Raw genomic sequence first — 23,111 nt, 5'->3', positions numbered from 1 at the left:
CTTACTCAATTATATTTCCACCTTTATCATACTGAACTTCTATCTCGTCTTCGTCTTGTAATTGTGTAGGATTTTTATCAACGTTAGACTCCCCATTTTGGAAATCGGCAGAGTTTTGATTGTCCGGCGAATTGACTGTTCCATCATTGCTATTTCCAGGTATTTGTTGCGAATCTTTTTTCAGTGGATGAAGTTCGATTTTAGGCATTGGAGCATAAAAATCAGATGAAACCATTTCATCCACTACTACCGAGCCTTCGTATGAAATCGTTCGGTGGACTTCCACTTCCATTCCTTTTCTGCCTTCGTCGGCTACATGTACTTGTCCATTTGGAACAAATGCGCTAAATTGCTGAACTGTTTTTGGCTCGAATGATTCTAGTTGCCCGACAAATGGTGAGTAGGAATAGAGTAAAGGCATACCGATAATTGACGAAACAATTGTTCCATTGGCATATTTAACATGGAACTGAAAAGCCGTCTTATTTGGATTGGTGAAGATGAAATTTAGTCCCAGCCGCTCATTGATTGCTGCTTCGAATCCCGGTTCTGCTAATGGAGCTAACATACTTCCTATATTGCGTTCATCGATAACAAAGTTCGTCTGCAAAATTGTCGAATAGAGAACAGACGCAAGCACTGTTAGTTCCTCATCAGACACGACACCAATTTCATTACTTTTAATGAAGTCTAGTAAAGAAAATGTTGCAAAAGAAGCAATTTCTGTACCATTTAATGCATTGATTACATTCATGAATGAAGTCGAGGGCTCTGTTACGACAATCAACGATGTTGCAATTTCTAGTTCCGTGAAGTCCGAGTAATCCGTAATATGAACAGTAAGTGGCATAATGCCTGTTTCTAACTCCCGTTCAATGCCAATTGCAATCGATTGAAGACTATCTTCACTAAACAGGATTGAAGAAAACTGCTGTGCCAGAATCGTTCGAAGCCCATCGACTGAAACTGTTGCGACAATCGGATTTTCTTTACCAGAATTCGATTGTTCAACCGTTTTTTCGACGTCGAAAGTAACCACTTCAGCAGGCAATGCAATAGTGATATCCTGATAAGTTAAATCGACAGCAAAATCGGTTTGAAGTGTTATGAAATCTTCTTCGAGTTTTTCTTTCACCGCTTTTTCTTTTTGTCTTGAGATATCGAAAGGACCGACAAAGGTTTGATCCCCAAAGTCCTTTGATGACGTATTAGTAAATGCAAGGGCACCAACAGAAGAAAACCCGTAAAAAACGAGCGTCGACGTCAAGACTATGATAAAGGTAGTTAAGAATCCTTTACTTCCCATCAGAACGCTCCTCTCTATCGTTGAATTCACTCTGCTCACTTTCAATTTCTTCCCGATTTGCGCTCATCCATTGATTCAAATCATCCTCAATCGGTTCCATCGCAAAATCAACTTCCTTGTTAACTGACGCAGCTATTTCTTCATTCGCATTGATATGGTTAGTGTTGATAATTTCACGCGGGATATCTTTTACCACGGGGCGCTCAGAAACGCTTACTGTTTCCGGTTCAGACCGCTTGTCCAACAAAACTGAAACAGAGAATGCGAGTCCGAACATCACAACTAGGACATAGAGTGGATCAAATGCGCCTTGCATCAGGAGACCAATAACAGCTATAAATAATCCAGCCATCGTTCCCAATAAAATCCGATTACTTATTCTTTTCCGACGAACTAAATACATTACTATAGGAAGGCCTAAAATAGCAGCTACTAGTAGAATGATATATTCCAATATGGGGTCTCCCCTTACTCAGTTAATAATTGATAGTTTCTTTTAAATTAGAACAATATAATTGTAGTAGAGTTACCATGTTTACTTATTGATTTCCCTATTACTATTATCATAGATTTTTCACCTTTTGTCACTGGAAAGATTGTCAAACAGGAATAAAGATATATAAAAAAGACCAGTTTCCCGGTCTTATTTTATAAATTATTTTTATAAAATTAGGACAATATACGATTTAGCATCATAATGTTTCAATGTATTCCCTTCCATAAACCCCTACTTTATTTCTTCCTGCTTGCTTGCCGCCTATATACAATGCTCGGTCGGCATTACGCAAAAGCTCTTTTGCATCTTTTGCGTCTTTAGTTACATTAGCAACGCCAATGCTAACAGTCATACAGACATCGACAGGCTCGCGGTCTTTAGAAAGATCTGGAATGATACGAAATATAGATGATTCCACTTCTTCACGAATTTTTTCTGCGAGTTCACCCGTTTCACTTTCCCCATAATTCGGCAAGACGATGACGAATTCTTCCCCTCCGTATCGTGAAAGGGTTGCGTCAATCGGAACAAATGATTCAAGCAGTCTAGCTAGTGCCTTAAGAAGGTCATTTCCACTCTGATGTCCATGTGTATCATTAATCGATTTGAAATGATCGATATCTAGCATTAAAACCGCAAGCGAATTGATAGTCCCAATTTGGAATCGTTGGATTTCTTCGTCCAACTTTGTATCGAGGTAGCGGTAGTTATGCAAGCTGGTCAAACCACATCGTACACTTTGCTCAACAGTCTTTTCGTAATAGCGCGCCTTTACTAATGAAATTGCAAAGTATCCGGTCAAAACGTCAACGATTTTCATTTCCATCGCTCGAAATACATTTTTCCGCTTGGAAGTTAGGATTAGAAATCCTTCTGTTTTCTGATTTCGCTTGATTGGAGCGGTCATGACACTTTCCATTGGTTGGTGGAATTTGAAGTTATTTAGCGCCATTGCTTCTTTTTGGGTCGCAAAAATTTTCGGATTGTCCATATCCAATCCATCGTCTACAGTTTTTTCTAGATTGAATGAAAGTCCAGTCATATCTTTTGTAATAATCCCATTTTCAGAAGCCATCAACGTGATTAAATGCTCCCCATTTCGAAGATCTAGAACATAAGCATTATCATAAGGAACCACATCTTTTAGCTTTCCAATGAATGTCCGAATCACATCTTCAAAGCCCAGTCGCTCAGCAAGTTCACGCCCAATAATGCCCGCAGAAGACAGTTTGTCATTTAAATTATCAGACCGATGATACAACCTTGCGATTAATAATACGAGAAGGAATGGGATGCCAATCAAAAGTATTGCATTATTATCAAATTGTTTATTTAGAAAATACAGGGATATGCTGAACGGAAACAACAACATTGTAGAAGCAAAATCCCATACTACAAATTTTTCTTTAAAAGAATAAATGCCAAGTTCGAAATATAAATAAACTTGCATCAAAACACTATTAATCAGCGAATAACTAATCGCATAAATAAGTCCAAATAAGCAGATGTTCAAGAAATCCGCCGAACCAACTTCACCACCCGCATAATGAAATAGAGTTCCACTCGCTAGTGAGATGAGTGTAAAAATTAGGGAATTAACAAAAAAACGATGCATATGGGGTAAATCTGACTTTTGGCTAAACACTAGGATAAGCATTGCAATCTGTGTAAAAACCAACTCTGCGAATACTCCGTATTGAAAAAAAATGGTGAAGGTAATCCAGCGTTCAAAGGAAACTGTTATGTTTTTCAGTTGTAAAGGCATTGTCATCGTCACGAATAGCAGTGCAAACAATATGCTCAAATTTAACCATTCTATTTTTATTGATGGAAATAAAGTGAATGCAAGAAAGATGCCAGGAGGAACGATAACAATCCACGCTATTAAAGTGCTAATCTGAAACCTTTTAGATATCTCCATTTCCCCTGGCACTACCTTTCATTAATTCATTTCACATATTCAGCAACCCTATTTCGCCCTGCCTGTTTGGCTCCTAAATAAAGTGCACGATCCGCATTGCGCAAAAGCGTCAGCACTTCATCCGTATCAATTGGAGCCGATGAAACACCGATACTCGATGTAATACGGACGACTAGCGGATGCTTATCCTCAACTAGATCTGGAACGATCGTAAAATCATGTTCACCAATTTCAGCGCGTAGACTTTCAGCGAATTCCACAGCTTCCTTTTTTGCAATACCAGGCAAAATGTAAACGAATTCCTCTCCTCCATAGCGGCCAACTGTCCCACCAATAGGGAGTTCAGCTTCAAGTCTCTTTGCAAGCATACCTAAAATATCGTTCCCACTTTGATGCCCATACGTATCATTCACTTGTTTAAAATGATCAATATCAAGCATAACGACTGAAAGATTTTTTATTGCGTTGTTTTTAAGCCTGTCCATCTCATACGTTAACCGTTCCTCCAGATACCTATAGTTATAAAGTCCAGTTAACGCACAACGCTCATTTTTTGTAACTGCTTCTTGCATATAGCGTGCTTTTTCCACCGAAACAGTGAAATAGGAACATAGTAAGTCTAAGATTTTCAATTGATAGCCATCAAAGAATGCCTTCTTTTCTGAGGCCAAAAACAAAACTGCCTCGATTTTCTGGTTCCGTGAAATTGGGACACAAAGTATACTTTGCATTCCATTAGGCGAATAATCTTTTGAAATCGATTCCCACTCTTTCCTTTCCGAATAGATGATTGGCTTGTTTTGTTCAAGAACTGATCCCGCAATTCCTTGTCCCGCAGATAAAAGGGCAAAATCGATATCAATGAATTTATCATGTTCATAGGAACGGAGGAGCTCTAGCCAACCATCCTGATGGTCAAAAAGATACGTATACTCTGCATCAAACATGTCCGACACTTCCATGACGAATTGGTCAATTACAGCCTTTTCCGTTAATAATTCCGAAAGGCCGTTACCAATATCCCCCGCTTGCCGCAAATCACTATTAATTTTTTCCGAATTATTATAAAGACGGACAATTAATGAGATAAAGAAAAAAGGAATTCCCATTAAAAAAAAGGAACCTCCCCCAACTAGTTGCAATAAATAATAGAACGTGAGTGATAAGGGTAGAACAACCAGGATCATCGCATAGTCGACCAATAGATCTTTCGAAAAGAAAGGCGAGTTATTTTTTTTGTACAGTGCATATAATCTCAGCACTATATTGTTGAATGCTGTATGAATGAATTGATAGCAGAACACCGCAACGATAACTGGCCAAAATTCGATTGAGCCGATTTCCCCACCCACTATATCAAAAAAGATCGCGGCAATAATCGATAAAAAAGTAAAAAGCATCGAGTTAATAAAAAAACGCTGTTTCAATGGTAACTTACTCGGTAATGACAAAAGGATTGCAAGGATTGAAATTTGCATGACTATCATTTCAATAAACAGTCCATACATTAAAAAAGCAGGCACAGTCACCCAAAGTACTAGGAATATCGGTATACCGTTCCATAATATCGGGAAATAGGTAGTGAGAAATCCGAATACTATAAAAACCGCCACGTACATCCAGTTTACTTGCACTGGAGGATAATTTAAAAAAACATAAATCAATCCAGTTGGAACGGTCAATAACCACAAAATAAAATAATGCATAGTGGACCTATTTGCAACCTTCATTACATTATCCACTCCCAAATAAATAAGTCAGAAAAGGTAGAAGTCTTCAAAAGTTTATCAGACCATAATACATTTGTCACTATTACCCAAAAAAAGTTTTTCGAGTAATCAATTCTTTTAATAGTCCATTAGACTACCCAACAGGTATAGTGAACCTGTTACTATTTTCTTCTTATTTCTTACATTAGATAGTATTATAGTATTGCTTTCAGCGGTTGTCACCTTTTTTACTTCATGGTGGCAATATTTCATTAATTGCTCGCCGGTGGCCGCTTGAGGATGTGGAAACGTCAGGAATGTGAATGATGCCGCAACTTGGATGAGCTCATTCAGCGTTTTCTCGATGTCTTTCCCTTTTAGCATCCCAATAATGAAGTCCACTTTCTCCCCCGGGAACTCCGAACGAATTGTGGCTGCTAACGCCTTTGCAGCTGCAGGATTATGTGCCCCATCCACGAAGACCCCTGGTGATATTTCCTGGAAACGATGTGCGAGTTGCGTGATAGCAACTGCCCAAGAGACCGCTTCTTCAGCAAGCTGAATGCCAGCCACAAGAAGTGATTGAATCGCAACCGCGGCATTTACACCTTGGTGCAGCCCTTTCATTTTTCGTCCAGCCAACTGGAACGTTTCAGTTCCGTTAAACAAATCATCCTTCATATCAAAACGCTCACCGTACATAAAAAGGGCGCTACCTTGCTGACTTGAAATAGTACGGACAACTTTGAGTGCTTCCTCTTCAAGTAACAGCCCTGTTACAACAGGAATTCCCTTTTTTATAATGCCCCCCTTATGCCTTGCCACTTCCGCAACAGTCGTCCCTAGAAACGCAGTATGATCAAGTGCTATTGAAGTAATAACCGAAACAAGTGGTGTCACGACATTCGTACTGTCTAGCAGTCCACCCATTCCTGTTTCTAGTAAAACATAATCGGGCGCAAGTCGTCTAAACGTTGTAAATGCTGCTACAGTTAGCAATTCAAAATCTGTCAGGAACCCGCTCAATCCTGCTTCCTTCATCGCCTGAAATGATTTATCTAATTCCTCTTCCGTTATCACTTCCCCATTAATACGTATTTGATCATGTATGTCGATAATTGCTGGCGACGAAAAAACACCTGTCGACAATCCATGCTCTTTCAAAATTGCTTCCATAAATGCAATCGTAGAACCTTTCCCATTCGTCCCTGTTATATGGATAACTTGCAATTGTTTTTCGGGACTACCCATTTTTACAAGCGCTTCCTGCACTGCCTCAAGACCAGGCTTAATAGAGTCATCACTATCAATTCCCCATCGTTTTTTATATACATTCATTTTTGGAATCAAAACTATCCCTCCGTATGTTAGAATCTAGTTAGAAAAAGTATATCATTCCCGGAGGGTTCCTAATGCAAAGTTGTTGGGTTATTTATAATGGAAGTTTAACAAGCGATAAATTTAAGGATCAAGCTGAACTGATGAAAGAAGCTGCGGAACGCGCGGGTGTTTGCACTGAACTCAAGAAGAACTATGAAGTGATGATGAATTTGGATACGGTTTTAGAGAATCGTCCCGATTTTGTTATCTTTCTAGATAAAGATATTCTACTCGCTAATTTCTTGAAAAACTCAGGAATCCCTGTTTTCAACGATCCCGATGTCATTGAAACATGTGATAATAAAGCCATACAATATCTCGAACTTTCGAAGCAGGGCATTGCGATGCCCGAAACAATTATTGCACCGAAAGTGTATCCGAATTTCACAATCAAAGATTCAGGTTACTATGAACAAGTGTTGGAACGTCTAGGACTGCCAATGGTCATTAAAGAAGGTCATGGTTCATTCGGCATGAAAGTGTATTTGATTGAAACAGAAGAGCAATTTTATGAAAAGACGGATGAATTGCGCGGTATCGACTATGTATTTCAGAAATTCATCGCAACAAGCAGAGGTCGTGATATTCGGGTGAACATCGTCGGGGACGAGATTGTAGCAGCAATGCACCGTCACTCTGAAACTGATTTCCGGGCGAATATAACGAATGGCGGTGTGGCAACAGTAATCGAACTAACAGACCAACAGAAAGCGTTAGCGATACAAGCTGCCCACGCAGTCGGTGCAGAGTTTGCCGGTGTCGACTTATTGTTCGGTGACAACGAAGAACCCCTCGTCTGTGAGGTCAATGCGGCCGCCCACATCCGTAATATTTACAATGTGACTGGGATCAATGTTGCAGATGCGATGATCGCCTATATTTTGAGGAAGCTAGGTTGAAGGGCTATGTTTATTATTCAAAGGCAGAATCAGTTAGAAATCATGCGTTTATTGATGATTTGATAATCGAATCTGAGAAAATTGGAATTGAACTGCAATTGCTAGTTGAAGATGAAAAACCAAATTCAGATGCAGATTTCATTCTTTTCAGAGATCGCAATCCTGAACGCGCTACTACTTTTGAACTAAAAGGTTTTCGAGTATTCAACCGAGCAGAAGTGAACCGAATTGCAAACGATAAATTGCGGACATTTGAACTTGCTACCCTGCTCGGCGTTCCAGCTGTGCCTACGCGAAGAATTCGTTCTATCGAAGAAATTAATTCGTATCCTTGCGTGTTGAAAACGGTCGATGGCCATGGTGGGAATGAAGTTTTTCTTTGTACATCAACTGCGGACGCAAAGTTGTTTTTCACCAAATTCCACGACCGAAAACTAATTGTCCAACCCTTCATCGAATCCGGTGCCCGAGATATACGCGTATTTATGATTGGCAATGAAGTTGTCGGAGCCGTAAAACGCACTGGTCATGGGACATTCAAATCAAACTACACGCTTGGTGGCTCCGTCGAAAAATACATACTTTCTAGCTGGCAGGAAAAAGATGCGCAAACTATTTCCCAAGCAATAAAAAGCGACTATGTGGGAATTGATTTCTTGTTGTTGCCTGATGGGAGATGGCTGTTGAATGAGATTGAGGATCCGGTTGGGGCGCGGTCATTGTATAATACACATGAGTTTTCGGTAGCGGAGAAATTGATGGGATATATTAAAGAGAAGCTTTCCGGAGAATAGTTTGTGACAAGTATTTTTGGGGAACTCAAGACCAACAACTTGAGTAAACAAAAAGAAAATCAGACATCTGCATAGATGTCTGATTTTCTTTTTGTTATTTTAATTAAGGGAGTGGTATTAATTTTATGTGTGACTGGCACCAGGGATGAAGTTGATATACAGATTCCCTTCAAATCCACTTCGCTCAGTTTTCACTTGTGGTCGTATGTTTAATATATATAGTTACCTTAAATACTGATAGAATTCCAAAGCTATATAGTCGGCACTAAAAAATGGAATGTTCCTCTAATACCGCTTTTTCGCTTGATTTTTTCGTTATACGGGTGAGATTGGCACCGGAAATTTATGAAAGACTAAGTTTTGGCCTATGCTCCCTTTTGCATTTTCCAAACACCTTGGAGGTCTAACACTATTATTTGTAAGTATTTTTACGGCGATGAAACGCTAGTGGGTACCTGAAATTTAGCGAAAAGAAATAAAAAAGAGAAAAAAGATAAAAATTTAGCACCAATAAAAATATCGCAAAAAAGGGAACTGGTTGATCTTTAAGTTGAACTGCCCTTTTTTTATTTTTGAATCAGACGGGTATAAAGTTATTGTTTATATCGGATTCTGTGCAACGCTAGTGGATATAGAGAAATGAGTTGTTATAAAAAACTTCACATTAGTCTACATAAATATTAATATATTACCTTATCAAGGACAGGAGGTTTCCAATCAATCTTCCCAGGTTGTTTTGAGTCTTCAGGTGTTGTCGAACTCTTCATACCGCAAGTTTTTTCAAAATCCACGGACGAGAGTTTGATAATATTGTTCTTTGTATGATTAGAAGTATTTGAATAGTATATTTTACTAGCATCATCCATCATCAAACTTCTTACATTAAAATCTTTTGCACACACTTTAGAGTTATTGAGTGTCATAATATCAGACTGTAAATATCCAGCACTTACGACAGAATCGTTCAACACTAATGGTGTACTCGCAGTAATCCTGCTAGCGATCATTAAACTATTTTTCAGCGTACCACCATTGCTTAAAGAAAGATTACCCGCAATGTTTAAATTTGTCTCGGCTAATTTAAATGCTGTGTTAGATACGTAGTCTCCTAAAACATTCATATTTACTTGGTCTAAATTTGTTCCGTTTGTAGCAGTTACCTTGCCACCTACAAAGATGTCGGAGTTTTCAGCATCTAGCGGTTTGGATGTATGCAAGAAATAACCACCTATATTCAATACAGAGTTCTTAATCGTCGACCCGTTTGCGGTATGAGCATCTCCAACAATCTTAACATTGGAACCTTCAACGTAGAAAAGCCCACCGCCGGTATCTAACTTAGAGCCTACCTCTAAATTAGAGTTTGTAAATTGTGCACCGCCCGAATTGTAAGTAGTAATGATTTTTACATCCGTTTTATTGAAATTAGCTTGTGCATTCGCCTTGTAAGAATTCGCACTTATGATGGAGTTTTCAGTATTTGCTGTTTGGAATTCTAACGAAGTGGTTATGTTCATTTGTGAATTAGTTAGTAAACCAGTACCACCACTGTTATTATATTCATTTGCCTGTATTTTAGATTTATTGATGACCACAGCTCTATAAGCTTCAATCTTACCTCCAACAACTAACTCTGTATCTTCAATTTTAGATTCTGCTGGTGTAAAGTCCTTGCGTATATTCAAAAAAGAATTTTTTAAACTAACGTTGCCCCATGACTTAAGTATATTATCAACAAATACACTGGATTTATTGATATCATAACTAGCTTCACTAATACCTGAAGTATTACATTTCTGGTTATCGATTTTAGTACTAGAGGATGCACAGTTAGTCGGTTGCTTACTTATTGCTACTATTGCAACCGGGCTGGCTGGCTTCTTAGGTTCCTTTAACGCCGGCATTGTGACAAGACTTCCACCCGGTGATATTGCACCACCTGGATCGAACGGAGTACTACCATCTGCTAGCTGAACTTTAGGAAATATAAAGGTTAGTTCAAAATCCAATTCTTTCTCTTTCTGTTGTCTTTGTTGTTGATTATTTTTCGGTAGTTCCCCTTCTACAGTACCTTTCACTGTAAACCAAATGTCCCCATTTGGTTCTGTCTGCTCAACATTTGCCGCAATTAATTTGTGTTTGTAGTCACTAAACAGATTTGTTGCTCCCTCACCTATTAATGAATCCGCTCGCTTCGTTAACTCTGGTTTAAAATCTAATGCGATTTTACGTTGAATCCTATCATAATCAATTGGCGACTCATTTGCCGCAATCGCTTCATTTACTAAGTTAGTAAATTTAGCCTCTAATAAATCCATATCATAAACTTGTTTTAATTCCCACGTATAATATTCTGTACCTGATTCAGCAGACACAACAACAAGATTGTTTTCATCGAGAGTTTTTTCTTGGATTGCGTTGCTCAGCGCACCACGCAAAAAAACGGCCGTTATCACTGTGATAAAGACAATAGCAAATAAAACAATAACTAACGCATAACCTCTTTCATTGCTTTGATTATTCATATAGTCAGCTCCCTTCTTCCGCTTTGTTTGGCTGCACAACATCAGTTAGAAAACGGGAGATTGTAGTAGGTACTTTAACAGCCTTTTCTACTTTATTTCTTTTCACAGGATCGATGACCACAAAATCAAAAAGCTCTAAATTATCTTTAGGAGTGATATATAACTTATTAATATAAGGAGATTCTCCACTGTCTTCAAACCGGTATTTAAATTGATTACTGATTATCTTGTCATATTCCGGTATACTTTCTCCCGTATCATTTATACACTCTGCGACTTTGACTTCATCTCGAATTATAGTCAATCTATAGGAGTAGCAATACCGATGAACTTGTTGTAACTCAGCAATAATATAATTTGCTTCCTGCTGTAATCGCAGACTAGAAGTTTCTGATACATTAAACTTAGTAGCGATTGAAACGGTCGTCCAAATAATACCTGTGATTAATGTCATAAGGATAAGGGTAGCAAGTACTTCCACTAAAGTCATTCCATCTTCATTTTTCAGCATGACAACCCCTCCTCTACTCTAACTCTAGATAACCAAACGTTTCACTGTTTAATTTGCCATCTTTTTCTACTGTGATATGAATTTTGTATAGTTTAGGTTTTCTTGCAGTCTCGCCCGTCCCACTGCAAGTCTGGGACTCTGTATTATAGCAATCCACTAGGATATTATAGTTACCTTCAGACAAATCATATGTTTCGAAAAAGTTAGGACCCACACTATTTTGAATCTTTTTATCAGGATTTAATCGAGAAGGTGGACCCTTTAACTTTGCTAATTCTTGCTTAGCGATGTTCATCGTGACCAGCTTTGTCTCTGTCCTATTATTAATATTATTCATCTGAGGGAAAATCGTCATAAAGCTTATAAACACAATACCCAGAATCACTAAAGCAGCCAAGATTTCTACTAGCGTTATTCCTTTTTCGTTGTTTACTCTCATAACGGATCTCCTCACTTTGTTGTATTACAAGAGTTTCATATTGTACGGCATGTCACCATACCAAATACCTTATTTTTATGATAGAAATCCGTTTCTACTAAATCTATTAAGTCTATAGTCTCTTTTAACTACTCAACAAGTAAAGTGAGCTTAGTGTCAGGTAACTATTATGTTAAATAGATAGTTGGAAAATGAAAAAATCATTGTTTTCAGGGTATAGGAGAACGCTAGTGAGTGTTGTTAGTATTTCAACCAACCTCATTCCATTATCATTTTGAAATTGCTTTTTCACATGCACTCCCACTCCATTTATAATTAGTTTATATTTCCATAATACGAACTCTACTAATCCGTTAAACCTATAAGGTTAGATAATTACAACTCTACCACTCTCTAATATACATCTATTTTACCACATCCTGTTATTATCAATCAAAGTTAACCTTACATAAAAACACCCCATCACAATCAATATTGTGATGGGGTGTTTCACGTTTATCAGATTTCCTTCAATTCCTGCATACGACGCTCTACTGCCGCGTATTTTTCTAGATAGTCACTTTCTTTAGCTCGCTCTTCAGCAACTACTGCTTCAGGAGCTTTTGACATGAAGCGTTCGTTGGAAAGTTTGCCTTGAACGCGTTTTACTTCACCTTGCCATTTCGCAAGTTCTTTTGTCAGACGTGCGAGCTCTTCGTCAATGTTCAAAAGACCTTCAAGTGGTAAGAACAGTTCTGCTCCTGTAACGACAGCTGACATCGATTTGCCTGGTGCTGTGATGTTGTTGCCTAGCGTTAATGTCTCAGGGTTACAGAATCGTTCGATGTAGCTGCGATTTGCTTCCAACACGGCTACAGTTGCATCGTCTTTAGCTGAAATATAGAGTGGTACTTTTTTGCTTAATGGTGTATTTACTTCTGCACGGATATTACGTACTGCGCGGATGATATCCATCAGCAGTTTCATATCTGTTGCACGCGTTTTATCAGTAAGATCAGGATCTGCAACCGGCCATGCAGCGATTGTGATTGACTCGCCTTCATGCGGTAGGTTCTGCCAGATTTCTTCTGTAATAAACGGCATGAATGGGTGTAATAGACGCATTGTATTATCGAGTACGTATGCCAGTACTGAGCGTGTCATTTTCTTCGCTGTTTCATCTTCACCGTATAATGGCAGTTTCGCCATTTCGATGTACCAGTCACAGAAATCATCCCAGATGAAGTTATAAAGTGCACGGCCGACTTCACCGAACTCATAACGATCTGCAAGTTTCGTCACTTGGTCGATTGTTTCATTCAACCTTGTCAGAATCCATGCATCTGCAACGGATTTTTCACCAGTCAAATCTATTTCTTCGTAAGTCATGCCATCCATGTTCATAAGTGCGAAACGGGATGCATTCCAGATTTTATTGGCAAAGTTCCAGATGGCTTCAACTTTTTCAGTTGAGTAGCGAAGGTCCTGCCCTGGCGATGAACCGGTTGACAAGAAGTAGCGCAGTGCATCCGCTCCGTATTTTTCAATAACATCCATTGGGTCGACGCCGTTACCAAGTGATTTAGACATTTTACGACCATCTTCTGCACGTACGAGTCCGTGAATTAAGACGTCTTTAAATGGACGCTGTTCTGTAAATTCGATGCCTTGGAAGATCATCCGTGATACCCAGAAGAAAATGATGTCATAGCCCGTTACGAGTGCATCTGTTGGGTAATAACGTTTAAATTCTTCATTGTCGAGATCCGGCCAGCCCATTGTTGAGAACGGCCAAAGCGCAGATGAGAACCATGTATCAAGAACGTCATTGTCCTGGCTCCAGTTTTCACTGTCAGCAGGCGCTTCATGACCGACATGTATTTCGCCCGTTTCGTTGTGGTACCAAGCTGGGATGCGGTGGCCCCACCAAAGTTGACGCGAGATACACCAGTCATGGACATTTTCCATCCATGTTAAATACGTTTTTTCGAAACGGTCCGGGACAAAGTTTACTTTGTCTTCTGCTTCTTGTAATTTAATCGCTTCATTAGCAAGTGGCTGCATTTTAACGAACCATTGTGTTGATAAATACGGTTCAACGACAGCACCACTGCGTTCAGAGTGACCGACAGAATGATTATGTTCTTCAATGTTGAATAGAACAGCCATCTCCTGCAAGTCTTTAACGATTTCTTTACGGCATTCGAAGCGATCCATTCCTTCGTATTTACCAGCAAGCTTATTCATTGAACCGTCTTCATTCATCACAAGAACACGTGGAAGATTGTGACGGTTACCGATTTCAAAGTCATTCGGGTCATGTGCAGGTGTAATTTTCACGGCACCACTTCCAAATTCCATATCGACATAATCATCTGCAATAATCGGGATTTCACGGCCAACGATTGGTAATGTAACCGTTTTTCCGATTAAATGCTTGTAGCGCTCATCTTCAGGATGGACTGCAACCGCAGTGTCCCCAAGCATTGTTTCAGGTCGAGTTGTCGCAATTTCGATACTGCCCGTTCCGTCTGCTAGTGGGTAACGCATATGATAGAAAGCACCCTGTATGTCTTTATGGATGACTTCGATATCAGATATAGCTGTTTTCGTTGCTGGATCCCAGTTGATAATGTATTCGCCACGGTAGATAAGCCCTTTGTTGTAGAGTTTAACGAAAACTTCCTGTACAGCTTTCGAAAGTCCTTCATCCAGGGTAAATCGTTCACGTGTATAATCAAGGCCCAAACCAAGTTTCGCCCATTGCGCACGAATATGTCCTGCGTACTCGTCTTTCCATTTCCATGTTTCTTCAACGAATTTTTCGCGGCCTAAATCATAACGTGTCGTTCCTTCTTCACGAAGTTTTGCTTCAACACGAGCCTGTGTCGCGATTCCCGCATGGTCCATTCCTGGAAGCCATAGTGCATCATAGCCTTGCATACGTTTCATACGCGTCATGATGTCTTGTAGCGTTGTATCCCATGCGTGGCCTAGGTGAAGTTTACCTGTGACGTTCGGCGGTGGAATAACAATTGTATAAGGTGTTTTATCGCTTTCAGGTTGTGCTTCAAAGTACTTCCCTTTCAGCCACCATTCGTAACGACCTGCTTCAATAGTCTGTGGATCATATTTCGTCGGCATCGACGTGTTGTTTTCAGTTGACATGTTGTTTCCTCCTTTATTTTTGGGTACAAAAAAACTCCTATCGCCTTAAAGGACGAAGGAGCTGTTCGCGGTACCACCTTTATTCGTGCACACAAAAGAGCTGTGCACCTCAAACTTCGATAACGGCTTCAAACCGGCTTCCGCTACTACGCTCAAAAATACTTTTCTTTTTGAACATACTTTCACGGAAACTGCTCATGGGTTACATTCGGTAAATAATCGACAGGTCCTTTCAGCACTCGAACCCTCTCTTTAGTCTAATCCATTCACGTACTATCCCAATCATCGCATCCATATGCAATTGCAATAATTGTAACGGAATAACCGGTTGCTCGTCAAGTATATAACGAAAGGATTGTGTTATGCGTAGAGGATATAACCCTTACCTACTTCCTCCTTGGCTTCGAAGATGTCGATTTTACTGTAAAGGAATCATTATCCCTATTTGCCTTTTTCAGTTGGTACGATTATTGATCATACCGACGACAGGCGACTTTCTACTGTTCTGTTTCCTGTGTGGTTTAGCTTTCGTTCTTTACAAAAACATCATTTGAACGGTAGGCTGTCGTCGATATGCCATCCGTAAGCTCCGCAATGAACGACAGCACTTCGTCCATCTCGTCTAACGGAGTGCTGTCAATTGCTGCTACAATGGGCGCTGCAACCGTAACCGCTACTTGCACTTGCACTTCCTCAGGCTCTTCCACTATTGCAACCGCTTCTGTGTACGTACATTCTACATTCCAGACGACCCCATAAGTACCTTGTCCGTCTGATTTACCTGTTGCTTGCGTTGTTACAATCTCAAGTGGGCTTTCTGCTACTGAAGGCAAGTCAATATTAAGCGGTACCGCGTATTCAAAATAACCATCTTTGCCATCCACTTCGACATCGTCAATGAGGATAAATGAATCGTCCCATTCCTCCGCCCTTAGCCCTTCACCGAATTCGACATTCGCCGCAATATGATAAATGCCTGTCAACCGGACTGAGTCTTCTGTACGCTCTTCAGTATACCTTGGCGTCACTGTGACTGACTGTACACCCGTCGGTACGCCAGCATGTTCTGGGAAATAGAAACTTTCCTCCATTGACCACTGTTTTTTCTCCATACCTGTTCCCTCCTTCTATTCCTTCACAAACAATTGTATGCGCGGCATGGTTACAATAGAAGATTAAATAGATCGAACGCAAATATCCTCCGACCAGTAAACTAGTCGGAGGATATTGTCTTTATTATTAAAACAAACACAACTATCGAATTCGCATTTGAATTGACTAAGCTTTTTTTACGCACGAAGTTTAGCAAACACCGTATGGAACGCTTCAATTGTCTTCTCAATATGCGCTTCTGTATGCGCAGTTGATAGGAACATGCCTTCAAACTGAGATGGTGGAAGGAAGATACCCTCTTCAGCCATTAAGCGATAGTAATCAGCAAATAATTCAAGGTCAGCCGTTTTCGCTTTGTCGTAATTCGACACTTTTTCGTTGGTGAAGAAAAAGCCGATCATCGAGCCTGCACGGTTTACCGTGTGCGGGATATCAAACTTTTCAGCCGCCGAACGGAAACCGGCTTCTAGCTGATCACCAAGTTTAATGAAGTGTTCATAAGATGCAGGCGTTAGTTTTTTCAACGTTTCAATACCTGCAGTCATCGCCAGTGGATTACCTGATAAAGTTCCTGCCTGATAAATCGTTCCTGCAGGAGCCATGTTTTCCATAATTTCACGTTTCCCTCCATATGCACCAACTGGAAGGCCGCCGCCAATTACTTTTCCGAGACATGTAATATCCGGCGTCACACCGTAATAACCTTGTGCGCAATTATAGCCAACACGGAAGCCCGTCATTACTTCATCAAAAATAAGAAGCGTGCCGTTTTTCTCTGTCAACTCACGCAATCCTTCAAGGAAACCTGGTTCAGGTGGGACAACACCCATATTACCCGCGACAGGCTCAACAATAATTGCCGCTAAGTCGTCACCAAATTCTTGAATTGCGACTTTAATGCTTTCTAAATCGTTATAAGGAACAGTGATTGTGTTTTTCGCAACCGATTCAGGCACACCTGGGCTATCTGGTAGGCCAAGTGTCGCAACGCCAGAACCCGCTTTAATGAGCAGTGAGTCAGCGTGACCGTGGTAACAGCCTTCAAATTTCAAAATCTTATTGCGACCAGTATATCCGCGCGCCAAACGTAGTGCGCTCATCGTTGCTTCCGTACCGGATGACACCATACGAATCATTTCAATTGAAGGAACGCGTTCAATAACAAGTTTCGCAAGTTCATTTTCCGCTAACGTTGGTGCACCAAAGCTTGCTCCAGTTTCTGCAACGCGCTTAATGCCTTCAACTACGTCTTGATCAGAATGACCGAGAATAAGCGGACCCCAAGATAGTACATAATCGATATATTCATTGCCATCGATGTCTGTAAGAATAGCGCCTTTTCCGCTCTTCATGAAAATCGGGTCCATATTGACAGATTTGAATGCACGAACAGGAGAGTTAACTCCTCCTGGCATAAGATTTACCGCTTCAGCAAATGCTTGTTTCGACTTTTCATAATTTCTACCCAATTATTTCTCCTCCAGCCAGCGTGCCGCATCTTTCGCATGGTACGTCATAACGAGATCCGCACCCGCACGCTTCATACTTGTCAACGTTTCAAGAACGATTGCTTTTTCATCAATCCAACCATTTTGCGCTGCTGCTTTAACCATTGCATACTCGCCGCTCACATTGTATGCAACTACTGGCAATGTAAAATTGTCTTTGACATCACGCATGATATCGAGATACGAAAGCGCCGGTTTAACGATTAGGAAGTCAGCACCTTCTGCAACATCTGATTCCGCTTCACGCATTGCTTCTATGCGGTTTGCTGGATCCATCTGATACGTTTTGCGATCGCCTGATTGAGGAGTAGATTCCGCAGCGTCACGGAATGGTCCGTAATAAGCGGATGCATATTTCACTGCATATGACATAATCGGGATATGCTCAAAACCAGTTGCGTCTAACCCTTGGCGAATAGCTGCTACAAAACCGTCCATCATATTCGACGGCGCAATGATGTCCGCGCCTGCCTTCGCCTGGCTTACTGCAGTACGCGTCAACAGTTCCAATGATGGGTCGTTTAATACGTTACCGTCTTCTAGAACACCGCAATGTCCGTGATCTGTATATTGGCACAGGCAAGTATCCGCAATGACGACAAGTTCAGGATAACGTTCTTTCGCTAAACGAGTGGCTTTTTGGACAATCCCTTGATCAGAATAAGCTTCCGACCCCAATTCGTCCTTAGTTGCCGGAAGACCAAATAAAATAATTGATGGAATTCCAAGTGACACAACTTCATCGAGTTCAATTGTAAAATGGTCGAGTGATTTCTGGAACACACCCGGCATAGAAGCGATTGGATTATTGATGTCTTCCCCATCTATAACAAAAATCGGATAGATGAAGTCCTCTTTCCTCAGAACAGTTTCTCTCACCATAGAACGCAATGTAGTTGATGTGCGCAAACGTCTGTTGCGTCTGAATTGTAAAGTATCCAAAATTACCCTTCCTTTCGCCCCGCCAATTTCTCGACGAGATCCATAAGTGTGTATGTATCGGGTCTAACATGAACGACCGCACCAACTTCTAGCAATGCTTTTTCCGTCACATGTCCGATAGCCCCGATTGTAAAGCCGTTCCAACCTGTCCGCGGAGCCACTTCTTCAGCAAAAACTTCAACCGCCGAAGGACTTGCGAATAAAACGCTCAAATGCTGTTGTTGTTGCAATAAATCTACTAGTGAATCGATGGAATCATTTGCACGCTCTGTCGCATAAACTGTCCATTCATCCACTTCAAAAGGAATTTCCTCTTTGATGGTGACGCCTGCAATTGATCCGCGTAGAAAAAGAATACGTCGAATATCTGTTTCAGCAGGATTAAATTCCTTTACGAATGTATCTGCACTGAACACGGTTGGGATGAAATCGACTGTAAAACCAATTTTTTCAAGCGCTTCTGCAGTTCGAGTGCCTACGGCTGCTATTTTCGCTGGAATTGATTCCGAAGAAACACCATGACGATTGAGTTTTGCACCAAACGCCGCAACCGCACTTTGACTTGTGAATATTAACCAATCATACATCGGACAAGCGGTCAAACGAAGTTCATCTGTCTGTTCCACTAACTCCGCCACTTGGATAAGCGGCAATGAAACAGGCGTCCCTCCGTAGCGCTTTACCAATTCAAAGACATCTTTAGACTTCGGAGTCCCTGTAAAGATGACCGTTTCAGCTAACAGCGGTTGACGATCACGCATCCATATCCGCCTTCACTTTCTCAATCACTTCTGAAGCCCCTTCGGCACGCAATATTTTTGCAACTTCCATACCCGCTTCAACGGGATCCGTGCTTGAGAAAGTCTTTTTAAACACTTGTGTTGCGTCTGGAGAAGCAATATAGCCCGTCAATTCGACTTCGCTACCGTTATATTGCGCAAATCCGGCAATCGGAACTTGGCACGAACCATCCATTTCAGTTAGGAAAGTACGCTCTGCTTCAACTTCTTTCCATGTTTTTTCATCCGTTAATTTCGCAAGTTCTGCAAGTAACTCTTTATCATCAAAACGGCATTCAATTGCTAGTGCCCCTTGTCCTACTGCTGGAATACAATCTTCAACGGACATATATTCCGTAGTCACATCCGCGCTCCAGCCCATTCGCTTCATGCCGGCAGCCGCAAGAAGAATCGCATCGTATTCACCGTCAACCATTTTTTTCAGACGTGTATCGATATTGCCACGAATCCATTGGATGTCAAGATCGGGACGCAGAAGCAGTAATTGTGAACTACGACGTAAACTAGACGTTCCAACTTTAGCACCTACTGGTAAGTCCATGAATTTCACATGACCATTCGAAATGAATGCATCGCGCGCATCTTCACGCGGAGGAATACAACCGATAACAAGTCCTTCTGGAAGAACAGCTGGCATGTCTTTCATGCTATGTACTGCGAAATCGATTTCTTTATCAAATAATGCCTGCTCAATCTCTTTCACGAAAAGCCCTTTACCGCCAACTTTCGATAGCATTACATCTAGGATTTGATCTCCTTTTGTAACGATTTCTTTCACTTCGAATTCAAATGGAGCACCGGCAGCTTTCATCTGGTCTATAAACCAGTTTGTTTGTGTCAATGCAAGTTTACTTCTTCTTGAACCTACGATTATTTTTCTCATATTAATTAATCCAACCTTTCTTAATCGAATACACCTTGGCGTATTTGTGTTCAGATTTTTTCGAGTTTGCTTGATAATAAATCCCCAAAAAATCTGTAGCATCCGCCAGAGGCTTTAACTTAATACAGCCGGGGTTTGAAACCAAGCTGTATTAAGTTATAACCAAAAATGGAACCCGGATAACTTACTTCCAAGAAAAAAATTGATGATAACAAAAAGGAATGCAAATACGTTCGCCCATGCAAAGTCGTTTCCTGTTAGCTTGCCACTTCGCTTCAAGAATAATACAGAACCGTAAATGGCAAGAAGGATAAATGAACCAATAATCTTCATATCAAAAAAGGACCATACATCGAGTGCAACTATCGCCCACTGCATGCCGAGAATTAAACTGACGAGCAGAAACGGAATACCTGTATAAAGAGACGCCTTCATGCCTATCTCTGTTTGATGAAGAGAAGGAAGCCTATTAAATTGTTTTGACCATTTCTTCTTCTTTAAAACTTTATAAACAAGAAGATAGAGTATCGAAAAAACGAATGACATCGCAAACGCTGCATAAGACAAAATCGCGAATGTAATATGGATGAATAGCAGCTCTGAAATAAGCGCTTCCCCTATCGGCGACTGTTCAATTTGTTCAGGTCCAAATGTATGAATTGTCATAAATATGAATCCAATCACATTTAAGAAAAAGACGGCGTGACCAACTTTGTAAAACAGATGCATGACAATTGATAAAGTAATCAACAACCAAGCGTAAAAGTAAATCCCCTCAAAAAGAGTGAGTACAGGGAACCTTTGCCATTCGATTATATACATCACAAGAAAGAATGTTTGTAGAAAGTAGACGACGGTTAAAATCCAAAAAGCGCTTCGGTGTGCAAACGTATCCTTATTCAAGTAATCTATAAAATAAAAAACAAGGCTTACTGCATAGAGTACGACCATTACTTCATGCAGTCTCGCCATCATCATTTCAGCCATGATAACCTCTCTGCCTTTCCGAACTAATAGGGGCGTTTCTGCATCTATAGTGTATCACACTGATGCGGAAACGCCCCTTTGACAAACGTTCAAAATGTCAAATCCGGTTGTGCCGTCGCATGTCTTTCAGCTCTGACTTTTAACCGTTGTTTCGCCTGTTTTGCAAGCGTTTCTTTCTCATTTACTACATCTTCATCAATACCGAATATTTGCTGGAACAATTCCAGCTTTTCGGATGCTTTCGGATCCATTGACAGCTCTTTCGCCTGTAGAATAGGATCTTTCAATAATTGATTAACGATAGATTTCGTATGCTTGCTTAATACTTTCTTTTCACGTTCAGTTAAATTTGGCATTTTGTTTTCAATACTCGCCATTGTCTCCGATTGGATGCGATTCGCTTTTTGACGAAGTGCCGATATAATCGGAACCACTCCAAGTGTAGCAACCCATTCTTTAAATACGACAAGTTCCTGCTCAATCATAAGGCCAATTTCTTCGGCTGCTCGCTTTCTTTCCGCGAGATTCGCTTCCACAATTCCTTGTAAATCATCGATATCGTAAAGGAAAACATTTGGAAGATCGCCGATACGTGGATCCAGATCCCGCGGTACTGCGATATCTACCATAAATATTGGTCTTCCTTTACGCAACCGACCTACTAACTGCATAAGTTCAAAATCGATAACGAAGTCGTTTGCACCTGTTGAACTAATCAGTACATCTGCTTCAAGAAGTGTACATTGCAGTTCTTGCATCGACTTCGCAACACCTCCGAATTTATCGGCAAGGACTTCCGCTTTCGACAGTGTCCTGTTAACAACAGTCACTTTGCTTGCACCGCTTCCGTGCAAGTTCTTAACGGCAAGTTCACCCATTTCGCCTGCTCCAAGAATGGCCACATGCTTTTGGTCCAATGTACCGAAGATCTTTTTACCGAGTTCTACAGCAGCATAGGAAACTGAGACAGCGTTATCGCCAATTGCAGTTTCAGTGTGTGCTTTTTTCGCAAGCGTTACGGCTTGTTTAAATAGCTCATTGAAAACAGTACCTGTTGTACCAATTGTTTGGCCTTCAAGGAAACTGTCCCTCACTTGACCTAAAATCTGTGTCTCACCAAGTACCATAGAATCGATGCCTGCCGATACGCGCATCAGATGCTCAATCGCACCATCATTTTCCATGATAATTAAATGAGAAGAGAAAGACTCAAGTGGCAAATCGAACCACTCAGCCAAGAAATTCTTCACGTAATAACGACCCGTATGCAACTGATCAACAACTGCATAAATTTCAGTTCGATTACAAGTTGATATAATAATATTTTCTAATATACTTTTTTGCTGTTGCAATGTTTGCATCGCCTGCGGCAGTTCTGTTTCAATAAAAGATAATTTCTCTCTTATTTCAACAGGTGCTGTCCGGTGATTGACACCGATTACGATTGTATGCATCAGGTGTTCACACCTCTCACGTTCTATTTCACGCTTCCCATTATACCATATAGTTATCACTTTTCTTGTTGGAAATTGTGAACAACCTATGACTACGAACGGTTAAACGTAACTATTTATAATGATTATAATCTAATCCTAACAGCCTTCGATTTCACATGCAATTAATGTGCAATCCTAAATCAAATTTATTGGAACTGCATTACCGATTACTAATACTATACGACAGATTGGCTAAACTATACGACTGGATAAGAAAACTGAAGAACAAATTATTATAGTATACGACTGAATTAC

General features: G+C 40.5%; 18 protein-coding genes and 1 other annotated feature. Of the genes, 2 read left to right on the top strand and 16 right to left on the bottom strand.

Going from position 1 to position 23,111, the window contains the following annotated elements; genetic code table 11:
* Position 1: 1 nt before the first annotated feature.
* From ACP8HG_RS03480 to ACP8HG_RS03460, 5 genes are all read right to left on the bottom strand, one after another.
* Positions 2 to 1,306, bottom strand: a complete 1,305-nt coding sequence (locus ACP8HG_RS03480) for a hypothetical protein (protein ID WP_438298185.1) — start codon at positions 1,304 to 1,306, stop codon at positions 2 to 4.
* On the bottom strand, positions 1,296 to 1,760 hold the full coding sequence (locus ACP8HG_RS03475; protein ID WP_438298184.1) for a hypothetical protein: 465 nt from the start codon (positions 1,758 to 1,760) through the stop codon (positions 1,296 to 1,298). Before ACP8HG_RS03475 ends, ACP8HG_RS03480 begins: the two co-directional genes overlap by 11 nt.
* 238 nt (positions 1,761 to 1,998) lie before the next feature.
* The gene (locus ACP8HG_RS03470; RefSeq protein ID WP_438298183.1) at positions 1,999 to 3,723 is read right to left on the bottom strand and encodes a sensor domain-containing diguanylate cyclase; all 1,725 of its coding nucleotides are present in this window, start codon (positions 3,721 to 3,723) and stop codon (positions 1,999 to 2,001) included.
* 26 nt (positions 3,724 to 3,749) lie between these two features.
* Entirely contained in the window at positions 3,750 to 5,429 is a 1,680-nt protein-coding gene (locus tag ACP8HG_RS03465) for a sensor domain-containing diguanylate cyclase (protein ID WP_438298182.1), read from the bottom strand.
* 141 nt (positions 5,430 to 5,570) lie between these two features.
* Positions 5,571 to 6,782, bottom strand: a complete 1,212-nt coding sequence (locus ACP8HG_RS03460) for a bifunctional folylpolyglutamate synthase/dihydrofolate synthase (RefSeq protein ID WP_438298181.1) — start codon at positions 6,780 to 6,782, stop codon at positions 5,571 to 5,573.
* Between the two features lie 62 nt (positions 6,783 to 6,844).
* Between ACP8HG_RS03460 and ACP8HG_RS03455 the strand changes: the two genes are divergently transcribed.
* Positions 6,845 to 7,711: an ATP-grasp domain-containing protein gene (locus tag ACP8HG_RS03455; protein WP_067208090.1), complete on the top strand. Its 867-nt coding sequence runs from the start codon at positions 6,845 to 6,847 to the stop codon at positions 7,709 to 7,711.
* Positions 7,708 to 8,505 carry an ATP-grasp domain-containing protein gene (locus ACP8HG_RS03450; RefSeq protein WP_438298180.1) on the top strand — a complete coding sequence of 266 codons (798 nt, stop codon included), beginning with the start codon at positions 7,708 to 7,710 and terminating at the stop codon, positions 8,503 to 8,505. Before ACP8HG_RS03455 ends, ACP8HG_RS03450 begins: the two co-directional genes overlap by 4 nt.
* 680 nt (positions 8,506 to 9,185) lie before the next feature.
* On the opposite strand, the gene ACP8HG_RS03445 is transcribed toward ACP8HG_RS03450, so the two are convergent.
* The 11 genes from ACP8HG_RS03445 to hemA form a co-directional block, all read right to left on the bottom strand.
* On the bottom strand, positions 9,186 to 11,030 hold the full coding sequence (locus ACP8HG_RS03445; RefSeq protein ID WP_438298179.1) for a hypothetical protein: 1,845 nt from the start codon (positions 11,028 to 11,030) through the stop codon (positions 9,186 to 9,188).
* Between the two features lie 4 nt (positions 11,031 to 11,034).
* Positions 11,035 to 11,541: a hypothetical protein gene (locus ACP8HG_RS03440; protein ID WP_438298178.1), complete on the bottom strand. Its 507-nt coding sequence runs from the start codon at positions 11,539 to 11,541 to the stop codon at positions 11,035 to 11,037.
* 13 nt (positions 11,542 to 11,554) lie between these two features.
* Positions 11,555 to 11,980, bottom strand: coding sequence for a type IV pilus modification PilV family protein (locus ACP8HG_RS03435; protein WP_438298177.1), 426 nt, complete (start codon positions 11,978 to 11,980; stop codon positions 11,555 to 11,557).
* Positions 11,981 to 12,478: 498 nt separating this feature from the next.
* Positions 12,479 to 15,127 carry a valine--tRNA ligase gene (locus ACP8HG_RS03430; protein ID WP_354314569.1) on the bottom strand — a complete coding sequence of 883 codons (2,649 nt, stop codon included), beginning with the start codon at positions 15,125 to 15,127 and terminating at the stop codon, positions 12,479 to 12,481.
* A 45-nt stretch (positions 15,128 to 15,172) separates the two neighbouring features.
* Positions 15,173 to 15,422: a binding site (T-box leader), on the bottom strand.
* A gap of 226 nt (positions 15,423 to 15,648) precedes the next feature.
* Positions 15,649 to 16,239, bottom strand: a complete 591-nt coding sequence (locus ACP8HG_RS03425) for a hypothetical protein (RefSeq protein ID WP_354314571.1) — start codon at positions 16,237 to 16,239, stop codon at positions 15,649 to 15,651.
* Between the two features lie 177 nt (positions 16,240 to 16,416).
* Entirely contained in the window at positions 16,417 to 17,709 is a 1,293-nt protein-coding gene (gene hemL, locus ACP8HG_RS03420; RefSeq protein WP_082786534.1) for a glutamate-1-semialdehyde 2,1-aminomutase, read from the bottom strand.
* Positions 17,710 to 18,690 carry a porphobilinogen synthase gene (gene hemB, locus ACP8HG_RS03415; RefSeq protein ID WP_082786533.1) on the bottom strand — a complete coding sequence of 327 codons (981 nt, stop codon included), beginning with the start codon at positions 18,688 to 18,690 and terminating at the stop codon, positions 17,710 to 17,712.
* Positions 18,691 to 18,692: 2 nt separating this feature from the next.
* Complete coding sequence (locus tag ACP8HG_RS03410; RefSeq protein ID WP_067208073.1) at positions 18,693 to 19,451, bottom strand: uroporphyrinogen-III synthase; 759 nt, start codon at positions 19,449 to 19,451, stop codon at positions 18,693 to 18,695.
* Positions 19,444 to 20,373 carry a hydroxymethylbilane synthase gene (hemC, locus tag ACP8HG_RS03405; RefSeq protein ID WP_067208071.1) on the bottom strand — a complete coding sequence of 310 codons (930 nt, stop codon included), beginning with the start codon at positions 20,371 to 20,373 and terminating at the stop codon, positions 19,444 to 19,446. Before hemC ends, ACP8HG_RS03410 begins: the two co-directional genes overlap by 8 nt.
* 156 nt (positions 20,374 to 20,529) lie before the next feature.
* Complete coding sequence (locus tag ACP8HG_RS03400; protein WP_067208068.1) at positions 20,530 to 21,360, bottom strand: cytochrome c biogenesis protein; 831 nt, start codon at positions 21,358 to 21,360, stop codon at positions 20,530 to 20,532.
* Between the two features lie 89 nt (positions 21,361 to 21,449).
* Positions 21,450 to 22,814, bottom strand: a complete 1,365-nt coding sequence (gene hemA, locus ACP8HG_RS03395) for a glutamyl-tRNA reductase (protein ID WP_187047445.1) — start codon at positions 22,812 to 22,814, stop codon at positions 21,450 to 21,452.
* Positions 22,815 to 23,111: the final 297 nt, after the last annotated feature.

The sequence above is a fragment of the Sporosarcina sp. FA15 genome, from assembly GCF_051550195.1.
Taxonomy (GTDB): domain Bacteria; phylum Bacillota; class Bacilli; order Bacillales_A; family Planococcaceae; genus Sporosarcina; species Sporosarcina psychrophila.
The sequence above is the reverse complement of the archived record's forward strand: the minus strand, read 5'-3'. Positions and strand labels throughout refer to the sequence as shown.

Bases quoted from the DNA above. Each gene is read 5' to 3' on its own strand.
- ACP8HG_RS03455 (WP_067208090.1), top strand. From the start codon at position 6,845: ATGCAAAGTTGTTGGGTTATTTATAATGGAAGTTTAACAAGCGATAAA.
- ACP8HG_RS03425 (WP_354314571.1), bottom strand. From the start codon at position 16,239: ATGGAGAAAAAACAGTGGTCAATGGAGGAAAGTTTCTATTTCCCAGAA.
- ACP8HG_RS03410 (WP_067208073.1), bottom strand. From the start codon at position 19,451: ATGCGTGATCGTCAACCGCTGTTAGCTGAAACGGTCATCTTTACAGGG.
- ACP8HG_RS03445 (WP_438298179.1), bottom strand. From the start codon at position 11,030: ATGAATAATCAAAGCAATGAAAGAGGTTATGCGTTAGTTATTGTTTTA.
- ACP8HG_RS03435 (WP_438298177.1), bottom strand. From the start codon at position 11,980: ATGAGAGTAAACAACGAAAAAGGAATAACGCTAGTAGAAATCTTGGCT.
- hemA (WP_187047445.1), bottom strand. From the start codon at position 22,814: ATGCATACAATCGTAATCGGTGTCAATCACCGGACAGCACCTGTTGAA.
- ACP8HG_RS03480 (WP_438298185.1), bottom strand. From the start codon at position 1,306: ATGGGAAGTAAAGGATTCTTAACTACCTTTATCATAGTCTTGACGTCG.
- ACP8HG_RS03465 (WP_438298182.1), bottom strand. From the start codon at position 5,429: ATGCATTATTTTATTTTGTGGTTATTGACCGTTCCAACTGGATTGATT.
- ACP8HG_RS03470 (WP_438298183.1), bottom strand. From the start codon at position 3,723: ATGGAGATATCTAAAAGGTTTCAGATTAGCACTTTAATAGCGTGGATT.
- ACP8HG_RS03440 (WP_438298178.1), bottom strand. From the start codon at position 11,541: ATGCTGAAAAATGAAGATGGAATGACTTTAGTGGAAGTACTTGCTACC.
- ACP8HG_RS03400 (WP_067208068.1), bottom strand. From the start codon at position 21,360: ATGGCTGAAATGATGATGGCGAGACTGCATGAAGTAATGGTCGTACTC.
- ACP8HG_RS03430 (WP_354314569.1), bottom strand. From the start codon at position 15,127: ATGTCAACTGAAAACAACACGTCGATGCCGACGAAATATGATCCACAG.
- hemC (WP_067208071.1), bottom strand. From the start codon at position 20,373: ATGAGAAAAATAATCGTAGGTTCAAGAAGAAGTAAACTTGCATTGACA.